The following is a 17,691-nucleotide window of genomic DNA, read 5'->3' as shown; positions in this document are numbered from 1 at the left end:
CTGGTTGAAGGTCGAACGCCGACGGCGGGTCGGCCGTCTCGCAGGCCGGTGGGTGTTGCTGATCTCGACGGTGCGGGCCTCGGGCCTGGACGTGGTGATGCGCGACGCGCTCGCGCCGTGGCGCTCGGCGTCGGTGCGTCACGACCCGGCGAAGATGCTGCTCGACCTGGCGCTCACCCTCGCGTTGGGCGGGGACGCGCGCTCGGACCTGGCGGTCGTGCGCGCCGAGCCGGCGGTGTTCGGTCCGGTCGCCTCGGACCCGACCGTCTCGCGCACGATCGCCCGCCTCGCCGGTGACGTCGAGAGGGTCCTGGCCGCGATCAGCACGGCCCGCGCCGCAGCCAGGGCCCGGGCATGGTCCGCGGCCGGTCCTCACGCGCCCGGCCACGGTCGGGACGCCGCCCGCCCGTTGGTCATCGGCCTCGACGCGACGCTGGTCACAGCGCACAGCGAGAAGCAGCACGCCGCGGCGACGTTCAAGCGGGGGTTCGGGTTCCACCCACTGTGCGCGTTCGTCGACCACGGCCCGGCCGGCACCGGCGAGCCCGTCGCGGTGCTGCTGCGGCCGGGGAACGCGGGGTCGAACACCGCGGTCGACCACCTGCGCGTCATCAGCGAGGCGCTCGCGCAGATCCCCGGGAACACCCGCGGCAAGTCGATCCTGGTCCGCGTCGACGGGGCAGGCGGCTCCCGCAAGGTCGTCGAGACCCTGACCCGACGCCGCCTGGAGTACTCGGTCGGCTGGACGCTGCCGGCCACCACCCCTGACCTGCTCAAGCTCATCCCCGAGCAGTTCTGGGCGCCCGCCTACGACGGCGACGGGAGCGTGCGCGACGGCGCCTGGGTCGCCGAGCTCAGCCACCTGATGGACCTGTCGGCCTGGTCCTCGGGGATGCGGGTCATCGTGCGTAAGGGACGACCCCACCCCGGCGCCCAGCTGCGCTTCGAGGACGTCGACGGCATGCGCATCACCGCGTTCGTCACCAACTCGACCAGAGGGCCGCTCGCGGACCTCGAGCTACGCCACCGACGCCGCGCCCGCGCCGAGGACCCGATCCGCATCGCCAAGGACACCGGACTGGCGAACCTGCCGCTGCACTCGTTCGCCGCGAACCGCATCTGGTGCGCCGTGGTGGCCCTGGCCGGCGAGATCACCGCCTGGATGCCACTGCTCGCCCTGCACGGGCACGACGCACGCCGCTGGGAACCCAAGAAGCTGCGGTTCGCGCTGTTCACGATCCCCGCTACCATCGCCCGCTCCGGGCGCCGGGTCCGCCTGCACCTGGCCGCGCGATCACCGTTCGCGTCACTGACGCTGATCGGACTCGGGCGCCTGGGCGCCCTCGCGCCGGGCTGACGCCCGGCACCGCCCGCCCCGACAACCCCGAGCACGACCCCGGCCCTGGACCCGGCGCCCACCCGCACGACAGCGGGCGGCCTGTCACACCCATCAGCAAGAGCCGGCCCCGAACGCGGCCACCGAGCCGCACCCGAACCTCACACCGTCGCCCGACGAAAGATCAGGGCTGACGTGGGATGCCGAGCAGCGGTTGACCACCGTGAAGCAGGGGACCTCGACAGTCGGGTCGTACGTGTACACCGCTGATGGTGAGCGGTTGATCCGTCAGCAGGGTGGCAAGACGACGGTGTACCTGCCCGGTGGGCAGGAGCTGACGTTGACCACGTCGTCCGGTGAGCTCGCCGCGCAGCGGTACTACTCCTTCGCTGGCCAGACGGTGGCGACGCGCACGGGCACGGCGGCCTCGACGGTGTCGTCGTTGTTCGCCGACACCCAGGGCACGGCGTTGGTGTCGGTGCAGAACATCACCGACGCGGTGACGGTGCGTCGGACGGATCCGTACGGGAACGTGCGGGGGACGAACCCGTCGTGGCCGGGTGATCACCTGTTCTTGGACAAGGTGCGTGACTCGACGGGTCTGACGCAGGTCGGTGCCCGGTACTACGACGCGTCGATCGGCCGGTTCGTGTCGGTGGACCCGGTGCTGGACCTGAAGGACCCGGCGCAGTGGTCGGCGTACTCCTACGGCGAGCACAACCCGGTCACGTACTCCGACCCGACCGGGATGCTGTCGTGGGCATCGTCGTTCAAGAGCGGCCTGTCGAAGATCGGGTCGGCGGTCAAGAACGGCGTCTCCTCGGCGTGGAAGTCGACCGGCAGCTTCGTCAAGAAGCACCAGGCGTCGATCGTGGGCTTCGCGGCTGGTGCGATCGTGACCGGTGGGTGCTTGGTCGCGACCGGTGGTGTGGGGTCGGTGGGGTGTGCGGCGCTCGGTGGTGCTGCGGCCGGGGCGGCGTCGAACCTGTGGCGGACCCAGGTGCAGAAGACCTCGCGCTTCACTGTCGGCGGGTTCGTGCGCGAGACGGTCTTCGGTGCCGTGGCTGGCGCGATCGGTGGGGCTGCGGCCAAGCCGCTGGCTGCGGCCGCGTCCTGGGCGGGCCGAGCGGTCGGGCCCGCGGCTCAGCGCTTCGGCGCCGGCGCGCTGTCAGCAGCACGACAAGCAGCCTCGAAGGTCTCCCAGGCCCTGGCCCAGACGGCCCAAAACATGCGCACTCAGGTCGTGCAACAGACCCGTTCAGCGGTTCAGAACGTTTCCCGGCTGCTACCGTCCCGATCAAGTGGTGCCGCAAGTACCGCAGGGCGCGGCGCGGACGATCTAGTCGAAGCGGCCGGCACCGCGTGCCGGACGAACAGTTTCGATGCCGGGACCCTCGTGCTCATGGCTGACGGCAGTCACAAGGCGATCGAGGACGTCGAACTTGGCGACGATGTCATCGCGACAGACCCGAAGACCGGAGAGCAGGGGCCGAGCAAGGTCATCGACCTGATCCGGCATGGCGGGGTCCACACCATGGTCGACGTCGAGTTCTCCAACGGGACCCAGGTCGACGCGACCGACGAGCACCCCTTCTGGGTCGCGTCGCAGGCTACGTGGGTAGATGCGATCGACCTGCGGCTTGGCGACGTCGTCACCACCGCGGCCGGCACGTCGTTGATGGTGGAGAGTGTCCGCGTAAGCGTGTACGATTTGATGGCTTACAACCTGACGATTGCTGACCTGCACACCTACCACGTAGGCGTCGGTGAGATCCTTGTTCACAACGCCGGCTGCGACGAGTGGGCAGCTGCCTTCGTCAAGCGGACTGGCGGGCAATCCGACGAGATCAAGACCTTCGAGAGTCCACTCGGGCGCCACAGCCCTCTGGGCCCGTATCGGCCCGGCGGTCCCGGAACCAAGGCTGTCGATGAGGACTGGTTTCATCACACCGTAGTAGTTCGCGGCGCCCAGGTTTTCGATCAGTGGCATCCAGGCGGTGTGGGTGTCGACGACTTCAAGCAGATGTTCGACTACAACGACGTGATCGACTTTGGGTTCTGAGATGACGGCGGCGTTTGCAGATTTCCTCCCAGGCTTTCGGAAGTATCCAGGGCTTTATTTCCATCGATTGTCTTTCGTGACTGTTTGCGCTTTCATCGTCGGATACCAGTGGGGTGCCGATGACGAGACGTTGGGTGGCTTCAAGGAGTGGATTGAGGAGCGGGTGGGGGTGCGGCCCGAGCTAGGGCGTGTCTCCCAACGGCTCGCGAGATGCGGGACGATTGAAGCGTGATCAGCCTCGAGGACCTTCGAAGTCGCTTGATGACGCAGTTCAGCCAGATGTGCGCTCGCACGGGCATGTTCGCCAGGACTGCAGAGGGTGCCTACCGCGCCTCGGTGCAGCTGCAGCAGACCCTCGCGTACATCGACGAGTGCGAGGACGCCTACGGCGCCGAGTACACGCGGTGCCGGACCGAGGACTTCCGTGAGTTCGGGCCTCCGCGCATGGGCGCCTGGTTCGACGCTGCCCCGAACAACGTGGCGAGAGGCGCAGCCGAGGTGTTCGCCTGGCACGCCGAGCTGGGAGCACGGTTCGGATGGGTCGACGCTCCCCGTCTCTCACCGCCCGACTGGGAGCGGCTGGTCGCCACCGCGTCAGCCCTTCAACCGACGGACGGCACGTGGACCCGAGAGCGGGTCCAGTCCGAGCTCCCGACCGCGTCCCTAGTCGTGGACGGCATCATCTACTGCTACGCCCCGCCACAGGACGACGGGCGCTGGCTGTTCGCTGACATCGTCCAGCCAGCCGGGAATCCCCGTCTCTTTCCCGAGGCCCCGCTCCGCTCGTTCCGGCTCCCGGGTCCAGGTCCGATGTACGACCGTCTGGCACTCACTCCGGCCGGCGCCGCACTCCTGGCAAGCGGCTACTAGCCATCGCAGGCGCGTTGGCGGCTCTCGTGGACAGCGGGATGCGGCCGCGGACCACGGTGCGCAAGTGAAGTACGTGCAGCTGAAGGGTGAGGACGGGGGCGTGATGCTCGACGCCCGCCGGTACCTCGAGGTTCTGCCGGAGATGGTGGACCGCTTGCCGGAAGGAGCCCGGCGGTTCGCCACCGATCCGGACCGCTACGACTTCTACAGCACGAGGTGCGTCAAGGACCTCGTGCTGGACCGGCAGGTCTTCGACGTGGACTCGGAGACGTGCGTGCTCGTGTTCACGCCCAACCTGCACAAGCACGACGACGGGCTCACCGTGACCTACATCGACGTCAGGTCGATCGAGGTGCAGATGGAGCCACCGTCGGGGTTCGACCCGATGCGCTTCCATGTGCTCCTCGACGAGATCCTGCCGACGGAGGACGGTGTTCGACACGAGTACGGGCTGCGACGCGGGACCGTGGTGATCCGTGCCGCTGATCTCGAGGCGCGGTGGGGAACGGTTGAGTAGCGGGAGCACAGACGCGCTCTGTCCAGCAGCGCGAAGGAGCAGGCTGCCGGCACCTAGCCTCGTGGCTCTGACCTGCGGGGTTCACCCGTTCGTGTGAACGGGGTCAAAGGGCACGCACAGGGGAGGGGCGCTTCCCTAGGGTCCTCCTGCCGCCACCTGCTCGGGTGATGGCGTCCGTCCGGCGCGGCGGGGTCGTGCGCGGCCTGCTGGCTGTCGAAGCGAGGGGGAGACCGTGCGACGGTCCTGGTGGGGGCGCGGCGTGGTCGTCGCCGCCCTGGTGTCACTGCTGACGGCGGGGCTGGTGACTCCGGCGGCCGTCGCGACCGCGAGGCCGGCGTCCGGGGTAGCGGTCGCCGCGACGCCGAACCGGCCGCCGAGCCGCCCGACGAAGGTGCGGTTCACCACGCCCAGCGAGGCGGCGTGCGTGACCGGCGCGGACCGTCCGCTCATGCGGAGGTCGGAGGTCGGGCTGTCCGCCGTGCTGTCCGACCCGGAGGGTGGCAACGTCGCCGCGGTCGTCGAGGTGCGCCAGCTCTACCGGCCGAACACGCTGGTCTGGCAGGGCGGGACCACCCCGCAGGCCAGCGGGCGGAGCCAGTCCGTGATGGTGGACGGCTTGCCGGTGGGCTCGTACCGGCTGCGTATCGCGGGGCGTGACCGGGCGGGCAACGTCGGCCCGTCCGTGACGTGCGACTTCTCGGTCACCAAGGCCCGGCTCGCGGCGCCCACCGTCACGGCGGTGGCGGGGTATCCCGGCTTCTACCCGGACGGTGCGTACGTCTCCGCCCCGGGCCTGCCCGGTGCCTTCCGTCTCGGTGGCGGCGGTGCCGACGCGGTCGAGTACCAGTACTCGTGGGGTGACATCACGTTCGGTCAGAGCGTGCCCGCGTCCGACCCGGTGGTCTTCTACACGCCGCAGACGTCGGGCCCGCACACGCTGATGGTGCGCGCGGTCGCGGCGGACGGAGCCACCAGCATGACGACCACGCACTCGTTCTCCGTGGGCAACGGGCGTACGCGCTACGTCTTCGACGACCTCGTGAGCCCCACCCTGCCGAGCCGCGGCGGGCCGGGCATGACGGTCTCCCCGACGGTGACGTGGGTGCTCGGCCCGCTCGCGGAGATCGGGGCGTACGAGGAGGACCGCGCGCTGCGGTTCGACGAGCCGGACGACCGTGCGCAGACCTCCGAGGCTCCCTTGAAGGACGTCGACTCGTTCGCCGTCACCGCGACCCTGCGTGCGGCGGCCGGCGCTCCCGGGGAGGCGTCGGCGGTCACCCTCGACGGTGCGACGGGCGGCGTGTCGCTCGGCTACCGGGCCTGCGCCGACGGTGTCGGGTCGTGCTGGTCCTTCGAGACGACCGGCTCCGACGCGACCCTCGCGCTGACGGCGCGCAAGGTCGTCACGGGCGGGTGGATCCACGTGTTCGGGCTCTACGACGCCGACGACGGCGTGGCCGAGGTGCTGTCGTGCACCATCAACGACGTGACGCCTCGCCCGGGCGCGCAGACGGCCGTCGGCACGGTCTCCGTCGAGGGCGCGACCGCACTGGTCGGCTCAGGCGTCGCGGGCCGCTGGCACGGTGACGTCGCGGACGTGACGTTCGCACCGGGTCGCCCGACGAGCGGCGACATGACCCGGGCCTGCTCCGGCATCATCAGCTGACCCGGCGCCTGCCGAGCGCACCGGTGGCCCGTCCCAGGAGGGGCGGGCCATCGGCGTCGAGAGGCCGTGAAGGAGTTGACTGCATCCGTGACCGACCCACCCGCGCCGAGGAACCACGGGGCCGCCCGGGGTGAGCTCCGTTGATCGAGTCGGCAGCTGAGTTCGTCGGCCTCCGCACGAGCGAGGACCCCGGGGAGTACCAGCGGGCGGCTCGCGAGGAGGCGCCGCTGGAGGTGTGGCTCGCGGTCATCGAGGACCACCCCGAGATGAGGCAGTGGGTGGCTCACAACAAGACGGTCCCGGCCGTGGTGCTGGAGAGGCTCGCCGGTGACAGCGACCCCACGGTCAGGTGGACGGTGGCGATCAGACGCAGTGCGCCGGCACACGTCCCGGGCATGCGCGCACGACGAGTCGGCCTTCAGTGCGGAGCAGGATGCCGAGGCGATGGAGGCCCTGTTCGGCCTGCTTGAGGCGTTCTATGGCGAGCAGTCGGCTGGGTCGACCCCGCCTTGACGCGTGAGGACTCACGACGGGCCCGTGCCCCGCTGATGCAGCAACGCTCGTCGAGTCCGATCTGATCGGAGGGCCATGATGTGGGAGTTGGACTACCTCACCGGGGTCGGCGCGCTGCGGGAGGACGTGGCCGCCCTGGTCGGGGAGCTCCTCTCGACGGACGATCCTGCCCGGGCGGCGGGCCTGACGGGGTTGATCGAGTCTGCTGTCGCGCCGGTGAGCGGCGGGCTGGCGGACGACACCCCCGCGGTCGTGACGGCCGTCGTGGCGGGGTTGCCTCGTACGGGCGCCGCGAGCAGGCCGGAGGCGTTGCTCCTTCTCTCGCAGATCGTCGGATCGATCGAGGCGAGCGGCAGCCAGCCTGCCGCTGAGGCCGGGCGCCTGGTCGAAGGGGCGCTCCCGATGATCGGCGCCCTGATCGAGACCGGCACGGAGGCCGAGATCGCCCAGGGCGTCGATCTGATGTCGATGGCTTCGACGCTGAGCCGGCCAGCCGCGGAGCAGGCTGTCTTCCACCTCTCGCGCATCGCGGCAACCGCTGACGGGCAGATCAAGGCGAGCGCGGAGAGGGAGATCGATGAGGTGAGGAGGGGTCTTGCTGATGGACGCGCTGACTGATCCGTCGACGACCCGCGGGGCGTGGGTGGGGTCGAGTCCTGGCTCCGCACTCCGGCGTACGGGGCCTCCGTCTTCCCAGCGGTCGCGGTGCCAGACTCTCGATCGCGGGCGTATCCAGGTGCTCTGCGATCAGGAGGTGCGGTGAAAGCAGTTTCTTTGCCCCCGTTCGAGGTGACGGTCCAGGCTGTCGAAGGTGTGGGTGTCGACGGTGTGGACGAGGTCTCGCTGGAGTTCAAGGTCGTCGGTGGTGCGGGTCCGTCGCTATGGTTCGCGATATTCAAGCCCGAGGGGGCTTCCACGAGTGAGGCGTGTCTGACCGTGGACCCTCAATCAGGGCCCATCCCGCTGCCGGTCGTCGCATGGGCGGTGAGCTATGCGGAGAGCCATCTGTAGTGCTTCTTCACCAGCCTCTGGTTCTCCCGCGCCGGCTGGTGGCCAGGAACTCATTCTTGAGAGTGGTCGGGCCCGACCACCGCATCGTTCGCGGGCCGCGACAGGGGTTTCTCCCCGTGCCCGATGAACGAGCGCTCGTCGCTGCGACCTCGCTCGAGACCGGTCGGTTCATCTCTGCCGAGCTGTCGGTCGACCGAGACGACCTGGTCGCCCTGATCGATCGACTCTCCATGGTCGAGCAGGCGTACGTCGAGGTTCGACTGGCCAACGACGAGTTCCCGGCCCTGCTGGTCGGCCTCCGGAGGGGGATCGCCGTCGTGCAGTGCATGTCGGGACCGGAGTCGATGGCCCTTCTTGCGGGGGATGGCTCGTCGGCCGCGTCGGAGGTGGTCGATGTGCTGATCATGGACGAGCTCGCGACCTTCACGGGAGAGTACGTCCGAGGTTCCGCGCGGGCACGGGACGTGGTCGTGAAGTTCGTGGACGGTGCAGATCTGTGGTCTCTCGGAGAGTGGCATGACGTCTGAGCGTGTCCTCACCGACCTGGGCATGACGACGCGCGCCGCGGGAACCACTCGTTGCTGGCGATCGACTGCTCTGGAGGACAGATGAGTGCCGAGACCGTGGCCGCGGTCGGTGCTCTGGTCTACGCGAACCGCGAGCTGCTGCCCATCCTCGACGAGCACCTGGTCGACTACGAGGGGGAGGTCTTGCCGACCATCCTGCTCGACGACATCGTGCGCTGGCTGGTGGCGCACCGCGCGTCGCACGAGGACCTGTGCCGGTCCGTCTTCTCGTGGTTGGAGACGGCGCTCCGCGACGGCTCGGAGGCCGTGCGGGGGCTCATCACGGTCAGCGGTGTCGTCATGATCCCTGGTCCCGGCCAGCCGGGTGCAGAGGTGCGCGATCTCCTCGGGCCCGGACTCCGCCAGGTGGACCCGTGGTCCACGTGAGCGCGTCGTCCGGACGACTTCTGCCTCCGTGCCACGGAGGTTCCGGGCACGGACCTGCGGTGGGCGCACCGACGGCCCGCCCCCAGCGCGGGGCGGGACGTCGGTGTCGGTGGGTCAGTGGGTGTGGCGGCCCGCTGCTGAGGTGATCTCGTTGGGCGTGACGTCGAGGGTGGTCTCCTTCCAGACCTCGCCGGTCTCGACGTCGACGGCCAGGACGCGGTCGGTGGCCGGGTCGGTGACGTAGGCGGTGCCGTCGAGCACGTGGATCGCCGGGCGCGGCTGCTGCCACTCGTCGGGCTCGGTCCAGTCGTCGATCACGGGGATGGAGCGGACGAGCTCGGCGGTCTCGGGGTCGATCACGTGGATCTGCCCGTCGGTGCCGAGCACGAGCGCCTCGCCGTCCGCGCCGCGCGCGAGGGAGCGGAAGGTGTAGGACGAGGGCAGGTCGACCAGGGTGATCTCACCGGTCGCGGTGTCGGTCAGGGACACCCGGGTGGGGCGCTCGAGGTCGGCGTCCGGGTCGGACTTGTAGTCGCCGAGCACGACCGGGGAGTCCTCGGAGCCCGACTGGTTGCCGATGCGGCCGTAGTCGGTGGGGGCGTCGACCTTGGTGACGGTGTCGCCGTCGATGACGACGATGCCGTCCTGGCAGCCGACGGTGACGATCTCGTCGGCGGCGACGGTCTCGCCGTGCACGCCGGGGCACTGGTCGGTGGCGGCGACCTCGGCGTCGTCGGCGTCGAGCAGGCGCACGCCGGTGCGCTCCTCCTCGGTGCCGTCGGTGACGACGAGGTGCTCGTCCTCGCGCAGCACCGCGACGCCGTGATGGGCGGCGGGGGTCGTGTAGGTGCGCACGGCGGCGTCGGGGCCGTCGGCGAGCTGGTGCGGGTCGAGGACGGTGACCTCGCCGGTGCCGTCGTCGAACAGCACGGTGCGGTCGCCGTGGACGACGACGTGCCCCGGCGTCTCGGCCGGGAACGTGACGTCGGTCAGCGTGGGGTCGGCGGTCCAGTAGTGGTCGTGGTCGCCGTGCTCCTCGGCCCAGGTGCCGGCGTCGAGCAGGTGGAAGCCGCCCTCGGCGGAGACCATGACGTGCCGGCCGTCGCCCGCGGGGTTGACGCGCAGGAACCCGGGCTCCTCGATCGTGGAGACGGTCTCGAGGGTGGTGGCGTCGAGGACGACGAGGCCGCCGTCGTAGGTGAGCACGAGGCGCGGGGTGTACGTCGCGGCCTCGGTGCGGGCGCCGGCGGTGGCCTCGTCGGTGGCTGCCGCGGTGGCGGCGGGCTCGGCGGTGCCGGCGCAGGCGGTGAGCAGCGCGAGCGGCAGGGCCAGCGCGCCCAGGCGGGCGGCGGTGCGGCGGGGTCGGGCGGTGCGGTGCTGGGTCATCGGGGTGTCGGGCGCCGCGGGTGCGGTGCCGGCTCCTCTCCGGTCGGTCGTGCGCGGCGGTCGCCGGCACCAGGACACTAACAAATAATGACTCGCGTTCTCATCAGCAACCCACCCGGACGCCTGTCCATATGCCGGACGGCGCGTCCCGTTCCTTGACATGGTCGATCGTCCAGCGGCATCCTCGTGCCCATGACGACCTGGGCGACCCCGAGCATGTGCACGTGTTGTGCGCACCGCGGGCCCCGTCCGGTCGTGGTCGCGAGCAGCTGACTCTCGCCACCCCACCGCACCGCCCGCGCACGCACCACGTGCCCCGGGCGGTCCTTCCCTGTGGCACGCCTCCCGCGCCCTCCACAGGAAGCAGCCATGAACCGTCGCACCGCAGCACCCCTCCTCCTCCTCGCCGCCTCGTCGCTCGTCGCCCTGACGGCCTGCTCGCCCGCTGCCACGGAGCCCGCCGACGCGTCCGGTGCCGACGCCGACGCGGTCAGCATCGCCCTCGTCCGCCAGATCGGCTCCGGGGACTACTTCGAGCAGTGGCTCGCCGGGGCCGAGGCCGAGGCCGAGCGCCTCGGCGTCGACCTCTCCGTCTCCGACGCCAACAACGACGACGCCCAGCAGGCGCTCGACGTCGAGTCGGCGGTCAACGCAGGGGTCGACGCGATCGTCGTCGACCACGGCTTCACCGAGACGCTCCAGCCCCAGGTCGCCGCAGCCCTCGACGCCGGCATCCCCGTCGTCGGCTTCGACGTCGACACCGGCGACGAGCGCGCGATCTCGGTGTCCCAGTCGGACCACGACCTGGCGCGGGCCGTCCTCGACCGCCTCGTCGAGGACACCGGCGGCGAGGGCGAGGTGCTCTACGTCTACGTCGCCGGGTACGCGCCGCTCGACCGCCGCGACGAGGTCTGGCAGGACGTCCTCGAGGAGAACCCGGGGCTCGAGCAGGTCGCCCAGGTCGGTGTCGTCAACGACTCGACCGCGGCCGGCGTCGCCGACCAGGCCAAGGCCGCGCTCCAGGCCAACCCGGGCACGACGGCGATCTTCGCCCCGTACGACGAGTTCGCGAAGGGCGCGACCCTCGCGGTCCAGGAGCTGGGCCTGGAGGACAGCGTCAGGATCTACGGTGCCGACATCTCCACGGCCGACATCGAGGTGCTCACGGCAGAGGGCAGCCCCTGGGTGGCCACCGCCGCCACCGACCCCGCGAACGTGGCGGCCGTGACCGTCCGCGCCGCCTACCTGGCGGCCACCGGCGGGGACGTGCCCGCATCGGTCGAGGTCTCGCCCACGCTCCTGACGGCGGAGGACCTGCGGGAGCGCGGCGTGACCACGATCGCCGAGCTCACCGACGCGTTCCCCGAGCTCACCACCGACGACGTCGTCCCCGTCGACTGACAGGGCGACCCGTGCCGCAGCCCCACGACGCGCCCCGAGCACGGGGGACCTCCACCCCCGTGCTCGCGGTCCGTGACCTCGTCAAGCGCTACGGCGCGACCGTCGCCCTCGCCGGCGTGGACCTCGAGCTCCACGCCGGCGAGGTCCTCGGCCTCGTCGGCGCCAACGGTGCCGGCAAGTCGACCCTCCTCAAGGTGGTCTCCGGCGCCGAGCGTGCCACGTCGGGCGTCCTCGAGCTCGACGGCCGTCCCTACCGGCCCGACAGTCCCGCCGCTGCCCTCTCCGCAGGCATCGCCACCGTCCACCAGGACGTCGACGCCGCGATCGTCCCCGGCCTCAGCGTCGCCGAGAACCTCCTCCTCGACGCGCTCGCCGACGGCAGCGTCCTCGGCCCCCTCACCCCGCGCCGCCTGCGGGCGCGTGCGCGGGCGCTGGTCGGGGACAGCTTCGCGGTCGACCTGCGACGCGACGCCGGCCGGCTCACCACCGCCGCCAAGCAGCAGGTGCTCGTGGCCCGGGCGCTCGCCGCCCGGCCTCGCGTGCTCGTGCTCGACGAGCCCACGGCCGCCCTCTCGGTCGCCGAGCAGCGCCGTCTCCTGCTCGACGTCCGCGCGATCGCGGCGACGGGGACCGCCGTCGTGCTCGTCTCCCACCATCTCGGTGAGGTCACCGCGGTCAGCGACCGCGTCGTCGTGCTGCGCGAGGGCCGCACGGTCGCCGTCTCGCAGCCCCCGTACGAGGCGTCGGGCATCGTCGCCGCCATGCTCGGCAGCGGCGACCGCCGGCACCCGGGCACGCGCGGCGCGACGCGGACGTCCGACGGCCCCGCGCTGCTCGACGTCCGGGGTCTGCGTGCCCTGCCCGGTGCGCCGCCGGTCGACCTGTGCGTGCGACGCGGCGAGGTCGTCGGCGTCACCGGCCTGCTCGGAGCGGGCAAGACCGAGATGCTCGAGCAGGTCGTCGGGGCCCGGCGCGCCACCACCGGGTCGGTCCTGCTCGACGGGCGACGGCTGCGGCTGCGCCACGTGCGCGACGCCGTGGCCGCAGGCATCGGGTACGTGCCCGAGGACCGCGCCCGCGGTGCGGAGATCCCCGGGTGGGACGTGCGCCGCAACGTCACGCTCGCCGACCTGCGACGCGTGCGCCGCGCCGGCCTGCTGTCCCGGCGCCGCGAGCGCGACGTCGCCGCCGAGGTCGTCGACGCGCTCGGGATCGTCTGCGCGGGTCCCGACGCACCGCTGGTCTCCCTGTCGGGCGGCAACCGGCAGAAGGTCGTCGTCGGACGCTGGCTCGCGGCGCGGTCGAGGGTGCTGGTGCTCGACGAGCCGTTCCGTGGTGTCGACCTGGGCGCCCGGGCCGACATCGCCCGCCTGCTGCGCAGCGGCTCGGTGGAGGCGGCGCTCGTCGCCTCGTCCGACCCCGAGGAGGTCCTCGAGGTCGCGGACCGCGTGCTCGTCATGGCCGGCGGCACGGTCGTCGGCGAGGTCGACCCGACCCGCACAGGTGCCGACGAGCTCGCTGACCTCATGGCCGCCGCACCCGCACCCGTGCTCACCGCCGCCTCCCTCGAAGGAGCCCCCGCATGACCGCGACGACCCTCGACGCGCCGCAGACGACGGCCTCGCGCGCCCGGGAGGCGGTGTACCGCTACGGGCTCCTCGTCCTGCTGCTCGCGCTCGTGCTGTGGTTCTCCGCCGCGACCCCGCAGTTCGCCACCGTGCGGAACCTGCTCGTGGTCCTGCAGTCCGTCGCCATCGTCTGCGTCGTGGCGCTCGGCGTGACGGTCTCGCTCGTGGCGGGCGGGTTCGACCTGTCCGTGGGCGCGACCGTCGGCCTCACCGTCATGGTCACCGCCGCGACCCAGGTGTACTGGGCGCTGCCCGGCTGGGTCGCGGTGCTCGCCGGGCTCGCCACGGGCGCCGCGGTCGGGCTGGTCAACGGCCTGCTCGTGGTGCTCGGGCGGGTGCCCGACCTGCTCGCGACGCTCGGCACCATGTTCGTCGTCCAAGGTCTGGCCCTGGTGCTGACGTCGGGGCAGTCGGTCTCGAGCGGGTCCACCGTCGGCGGCGAGCCGGCACCCGGAGCCTTCGACCCGGCGTTCCTCTGGCTCGGCCGCGGGGTGCTCCTCGGCGTGCCGGTCCCCGTCCTGGTGACGGCCGCGGTCGCCGTCCTCGTCGCCGTGCTGCTGACGCGCACCCGGCAGGGCCGGCTGCTGGAGGCCGTCGGGGGCAACCCGGTCGCGGCCCGGCTCGCCGGCGTGCACGTCGGCCGGCTCCGCGTGCTGGCCTACGTCCTCTCGGGCACGCTGGCCTCCGTGGGGGGGATCCTGCTCGCCGGGCGCCTCGGTCGGGGCGACGTCGGCGCCGGGGCGCCGTACCTGCTGGAGACGGTCGCGGCCGCGCTCATCGGCTTCGCGGTCCTCGGCGCCAACCGGCCGCACGCGCTGGGCACCGTGGTCGGTGCGCTGTTCGTCGGTGTCGTGATCAACGGGCTGACCATGCAGAACGCGCCCTACTACACCCAGGACCTCATCAAGGGCGTCCTGCTCGTCGGCGCCCTCGTCCTCTCGTTCTCCGCCCTGTTCCGACGCAAGGAGCTGCTGTGACCGTCCCTCTCCTCGACGTCACGACCGTCCCGGCGTACATCGCCGGGCGGGCCGACCTGGCCGAGGTCGTCGACGCCACGACGCTCACGGTGCGGGAGGTGGGCGACGGCAACCTCAACCTCGTGTTCGTCGCCACCGACGCGGCCGGCAGGTCCGTGGTGCTCAAGCAGTCGTTGCCGTACGTGCGGCTGGTCGGCGAGTCGTGGCCGCTCTCCCAGGACCGGATCCTGGCCGAGGCGCGCGGGTACGACGCGGCCGTCCGCCACGCCCCCGACCTCGTCCCCCGGTACCACGGCCTCGACGTCGACCGTCGGGTCCTCGTCCTGGAGGACCTGTCGGCGTGGTCGGTGTGGCGCACGGCTCTCGACGCGGGCGTCGCGACACCCGGGGCGGCGCGCGACGTGGGCCGGTACGTCGCCGACGTCGCGTTCGGCACGTCGGTCCTCGGCTCCTCGTCCGAGGACGTCAGGGCGGCCGTCGCCGCCTCGGTGAACCCCGAGATGTGCCGCATCACCGAGGACCTCGTCTTCACCGAGCCGTACGTCGACCACCCGCACAACTCCTGGGACGCAGCCCTCGACGCCGACGTCCTGGCCCTGCGCGACGCGGCGCTGCTCGACGAGGTCGCCGCACTGAAGTACCGCTTCCTCACGGCCGCGCAGGCGCTCGTGCACGGCGACCTCCACACGGGCTCGGTCTTCGTCGCGCCCCCGGGCACGCCCGGGCCGGCCGCCAAGGTGTTCGACCTCGAGTTCGCGTTCTACGGCCCCGTGGGGTTCGACCTCGGCGCGCTCCTCGGCAACTACCTCCTCGCGCGGGCCCGCGCCGCCGTGCTGGACGCCCCCGCGCACCACCAGGCGTGGCTCGCCGGTCTGGCCGGCGAGACGTGGGACGCGTTCGAGCAGCGCGTCCGTGACCGTTGGGCGTCACATGCCGACACCGCCCTCACGGACGGGTTCCTCGACGCCTGGCTCCGGCAGGTGTGGCAGGACGCGGTCGGGTTCGGCGGCCTGAAGGCGATCCGGCGTGTCGTGGGTCTCGCCAAGGCCTCGGACCTGCAGACGCTCGACGGGCCGGAGCGTGCGGCGGCCGCGCGCGCCGTGCTGCGGACCGCCCGCACGTGGGTCCAGGGGCGTGCCGACGTCGCAGGCCCCGCCGACCTGCCCGACCTCGTCCTGCCGGACGTCGTCCGCCCCGACCGGGCCGTCCGGCACGACGCCCCGCGGGTCGGCGCGTGAGCGGCGGCCCCGCAGGCCCGGTCGGGGTGCCTCCGTCCGTCGCCTGGACCGGCACCGCCGTGCGCGTCGTCGACCAGCGGGCCCTGCCGGGCGAGCTCGTGCTGCGCGACCTGCCGGACGTCGACGCGGTCGTCGACGCCATCGCCACGCTGGCGGTCCGCGGCGCGAACGTCATCGGCACCACCGGGGCGTTCGGCGTCGTCCTCGGGCTGCGCGCGGGCCTCCCGCTCGACGAGGTGGCCGAGCGCGTGGCCGGCACCCGCCCGACCGCGGTGAACCTGCGGGTCGCGGTCCAGGCGGTGGTGGACGCCGTGCGGTCGGGGCGCGACCCGCTCGAGGTGGCGCTGGCGCTCGTCGACGCGGACCGTGACCAGTGCCGTCGGATCGGCGAGGCGGGCCGTGACGAGCTCGTCGACCGGCACCGGCTGCTCACGCACTGCAACACCGGCCGTCTGGCCACCACCGGATGGGGCACCGCGCTGGGCATCGTCCACGCCAAGGCCGAGGCCGGCCACCCCGTGCGGGTCCTGGCGACGGAGACCCGGCCGCTGCGTCAGGGCGCGCGCCTGACCGCGTGGGAGCTCGAGCGCTCGGGCGTCGACGTCGAGGTGATCGTGGACGCAGCGGCCGCAGGCGCGATCCTCGGCGGCCGTGTCGACGCGGTCGTGGTCGGCGCCGACCGCATCGCCGCGAACGGGGACACGGCGAACAAGGTCGGGACGCTCGGGCTCGCGCTCGCCGCGGACCGGGCCGGTGTGCCCTTCTACGTGGCCGCGACGCTCAACGCGGTCGACCTGGCCGTGCCGGACGCGTCGCACGTCCCCGTCGAGCTGCGCCGCGCCGCCGAGGTGCTCGACCGGCCCGGCGACGTCGACGTGCCGGTGTGGAACCCCGCGTTCGACCTGACGCCGGGCGGCCTGGTCACGGGCATCGTCACGGAGGTCGGCGTCCTGCGACCGCCCTACACGTCCACCCTCGCCGACGCCGTCCGTGCGTCCGACCGTCAGGGAGAACGATGAGCAGCATCGTCGCCGTCTACGAGCTCCACGGCCCCGTGCGGGACGCCGAGGCGCGCGCCCGAGCGCTGGCCGTGGAGCAGAGCCACGAGTTCCCGACGGAGCTCGCGCCCGAGCACGCGCTCGTGTCCCTCGGCGTGGTCGACGACGTCGAGGTGGTCGGTGCCGACCTCGCGCGGGCCACGGTGCGCTTCCCGGCCGACCTCGCGGGCGGCTCGCTCACCCAGCTGCTCGTCCTGCTCTTCGGCAACTGCTCGCTCCAGCCGGGCGTGCGCCTCGTCGACGTCGACCTCCCGGCCCCCGTCCTCGCGGCAGGGCCGGGGCCCCGGCTCGGCGTCACGGGCGTGCGCCGCCTGGTCGGTGCGCCGGCCCGGCCTCTGCTCGCGACCGCGCTCAAGCCCGTCGGGCTGGGCGTCGACGAGCTCGCCGAGCGCGCCTACGCGTTCGCGCTCGGGGGCGTCGACCTCGTCAAGGACGACCAGGGCCTGGCGGACCAGCGCTGGGCGCCCTTCGCCGAGCGTGTGCGGGCGTGCGCGGCCGCGGTGGAGCGCGCGAACGCCCGCACGGGTGGCTCGAGCATCTACCTGCCGGCTCTCAACGTCCCCGCGGCGGACCTTCCCCGGCACGTGGAGGTCGCGCTCGACGCCGGTGCGGGCGGGTTCCTCGTGCTGCCGGGCGTCGGCGGGCTGGACCAGGTGGCGCACGTCGCGGGGCTCGTCCCCGAGGGCGTCCCCCTCATGGCCCATCCGGCGCTCCTCGGGCCTCTCGTGGTGGAGCCCAGCCACGGGATCGCGGCCGACCTCCTGCTCGGGCCGCTGCTGCGGCTCGCGGGCGCCGACGTCGTCGTCTTCCCGAGCTTCGGCGGGAGGTTCTCCTTCACGCGCGAGCAGTGCCTGGCGATCGCCGACGGGTGCCGGCGTGACGTGCCGGGCCTCGCGCCGTCGCTCCCGGCACCGGGCGGAGGCATGACCGTCGAGCGGGTGCCCGAGCTCGTCGAGACGTACGGGTCCGACACCGTCCTGCTCATCGGTGGGGAGCTCCACCGGGAGGCCTCGCTGGTCGGCGCCGCCGAGAGGTTCCGCGCCGCGGTCGACGCCGCCTGAGCGCCGGGGGCGGC

At 72.4% G+C, this 17,691-nt stretch carries 14 protein-coding genes and 1 pseudogene; 14 read left to right on the top strand and 1 reads right to left on the bottom strand.

What is annotated here, in order from left to right; translation table 11 throughout:
- Positions 1 to 8: 8 nt before the first annotated feature.
- From BKA21_RS08555 to BKA21_RS08520, 8 genes and pseudogenes are all read left to right on the top strand, one after another.
- Positions 9 to 1,357: pseudogene (locus BKA21_RS08555) on the top strand (IS1380 family transposase); the annotation flags it as partial.
- Between the two features lie 202 nt (positions 1,358 to 1,559).
- Positions 1,560 to 3,398 carry a polymorphic toxin-type HINT domain-containing protein gene (locus BKA21_RS08550; RefSeq protein WP_170208924.1) on the top strand — a complete coding sequence of 613 codons (1,839 nt, stop codon included), beginning with the start codon at positions 1,560 to 1,562 and terminating at the stop codon, positions 3,396 to 3,398.
- Positions 3,399 to 3,626: 228 nt separating this feature from the next.
- Positions 3,627 to 4,268 carry a hypothetical protein gene (locus tag BKA21_RS08545; RefSeq protein ID WP_140457826.1) on the top strand — a complete coding sequence of 214 codons (642 nt, stop codon included), beginning with the start codon at positions 3,627 to 3,629 and terminating at the stop codon, positions 4,266 to 4,268.
- A 100-nt stretch (positions 4,269 to 4,368) separates the two neighbouring features.
- Positions 4,369 to 4,785, top strand: a complete 417-nt coding sequence (locus BKA21_RS08540) for a hypothetical protein (protein ID WP_179625341.1) — start codon at positions 4,369 to 4,371, stop codon at positions 4,783 to 4,785.
- A 448-nt stretch (positions 4,786 to 5,233) separates the two neighbouring features.
- Positions 5,234 to 6,451, top strand: a complete 1,218-nt coding sequence (locus tag BKA21_RS08535; protein WP_179625340.1) for a hypothetical protein — start codon at positions 5,234 to 5,236, stop codon at positions 6,449 to 6,451.
- 600 nt (positions 6,452 to 7,051) lie between these two features.
- A complete protein-coding gene (locus BKA21_RS08530; RefSeq protein ID WP_140457823.1) occupies positions 7,052 to 7,582 on the top strand; it encodes a hypothetical protein in 531 nt (176 codons plus the stop codon).
- Positions 7,583 to 8,091: 509 nt separating this feature from the next.
- Positions 8,092 to 8,502, top strand: coding sequence for a hypothetical protein (locus tag BKA21_RS08525; protein ID WP_140457821.1), 411 nt, complete (start codon positions 8,092 to 8,094; stop codon positions 8,500 to 8,502).
- Positions 8,503 to 8,583: 81 nt separating this feature from the next.
- The gene (locus BKA21_RS08520) at positions 8,584 to 8,928 is read left to right on the top strand and encodes a hypothetical protein (protein ID WP_140457820.1); all 345 of its coding nucleotides are present in this window, start codon (positions 8,584 to 8,586) and stop codon (positions 8,926 to 8,928) included.
- Positions 8,929 to 9,042: 114 nt separating this feature from the next.
- On the opposite strand, the gene aztD is transcribed toward BKA21_RS08520, so the two are convergent.
- Positions 9,043 to 10,314, bottom strand: coding sequence for a zinc metallochaperone AztD (gene aztD / locus BKA21_RS08515; protein WP_140457819.1), 1,272 nt, complete (start codon positions 10,312 to 10,314; stop codon positions 9,043 to 9,045).
- 369 nt (positions 10,315 to 10,683) lie between these two features.
- On the opposite strand from aztD, the gene BKA21_RS08510 reads away from it, so the two are divergent.
- The 6 genes from BKA21_RS08510 to BKA21_RS08485 are packed head-to-tail and all read left to right on the top strand — an operon-like array spanning position 10,684 to position 17,677.
- Positions 10,684 to 11,715 carry a substrate-binding domain-containing protein gene (locus BKA21_RS08510; RefSeq protein ID WP_140457818.1) on the top strand — a complete coding sequence of 344 codons (1,032 nt, stop codon included), beginning with the start codon at positions 10,684 to 10,686 and terminating at the stop codon, positions 11,713 to 11,715.
- Positions 11,716 to 11,774: 59 nt separating this feature from the next.
- The gene (locus BKA21_RS08505) at positions 11,775 to 13,301 is read left to right on the top strand and encodes a sugar ABC transporter ATP-binding protein (protein WP_179625339.1); all 1,527 of its coding nucleotides are present in this window, start codon (positions 11,775 to 11,777) and stop codon (positions 13,299 to 13,301) included.
- Positions 13,298 to 14,320 (top strand): ABC transporter permease, encoded by a 1,023-nt coding sequence (locus tag BKA21_RS08500; RefSeq protein ID WP_140457817.1) that lies wholly within the window; start codon positions 13,298 to 13,300, stop codon positions 14,318 to 14,320. The genes BKA21_RS08505 and BKA21_RS08500 overlap by 4 nt, the downstream gene beginning before the upstream one ends.
- Complete coding sequence (gene mtnK / locus BKA21_RS08495) at positions 14,317 to 15,558, top strand: S-methyl-5-thioribose kinase (RefSeq protein ID WP_140457816.1); 1,242 nt, start codon at positions 14,317 to 14,319, stop codon at positions 15,556 to 15,558. Before BKA21_RS08500 ends, mtnK begins: the two co-directional genes overlap by 4 nt.
- A complete protein-coding gene (gene mtnA, locus BKA21_RS08490; RefSeq protein ID WP_240705018.1) occupies positions 15,555 to 16,577 on the top strand; it encodes an S-methyl-5-thioribose-1-phosphate isomerase in 1,023 nt (340 codons plus the stop codon). The genes mtnK and mtnA overlap by 4 nt, the downstream gene beginning before the upstream one ends.
- Entirely contained in the window at positions 16,574 to 17,677 is a 1,104-nt protein-coding gene (locus BKA21_RS08485) for a RuBisCO large subunit C-terminal-like domain-containing protein (protein WP_140457815.1), read from the top strand. The genes mtnA and BKA21_RS08485 overlap by 4 nt, the downstream gene beginning before the upstream one ends.
- Positions 17,678 to 17,691 lie beyond the last annotated feature (14 nt).

The organism is Cellulomonas oligotrophica, assembly GCF_013409875.1.
Classification (GTDB): Bacteria; Actinomycetota; Actinomycetes; order Actinomycetales; family Cellulomonadaceae; genus Cellulomonas; species Cellulomonas oligotrophica.
This window is presented reverse-complemented; position numbering and strand designations above follow the sequence as displayed.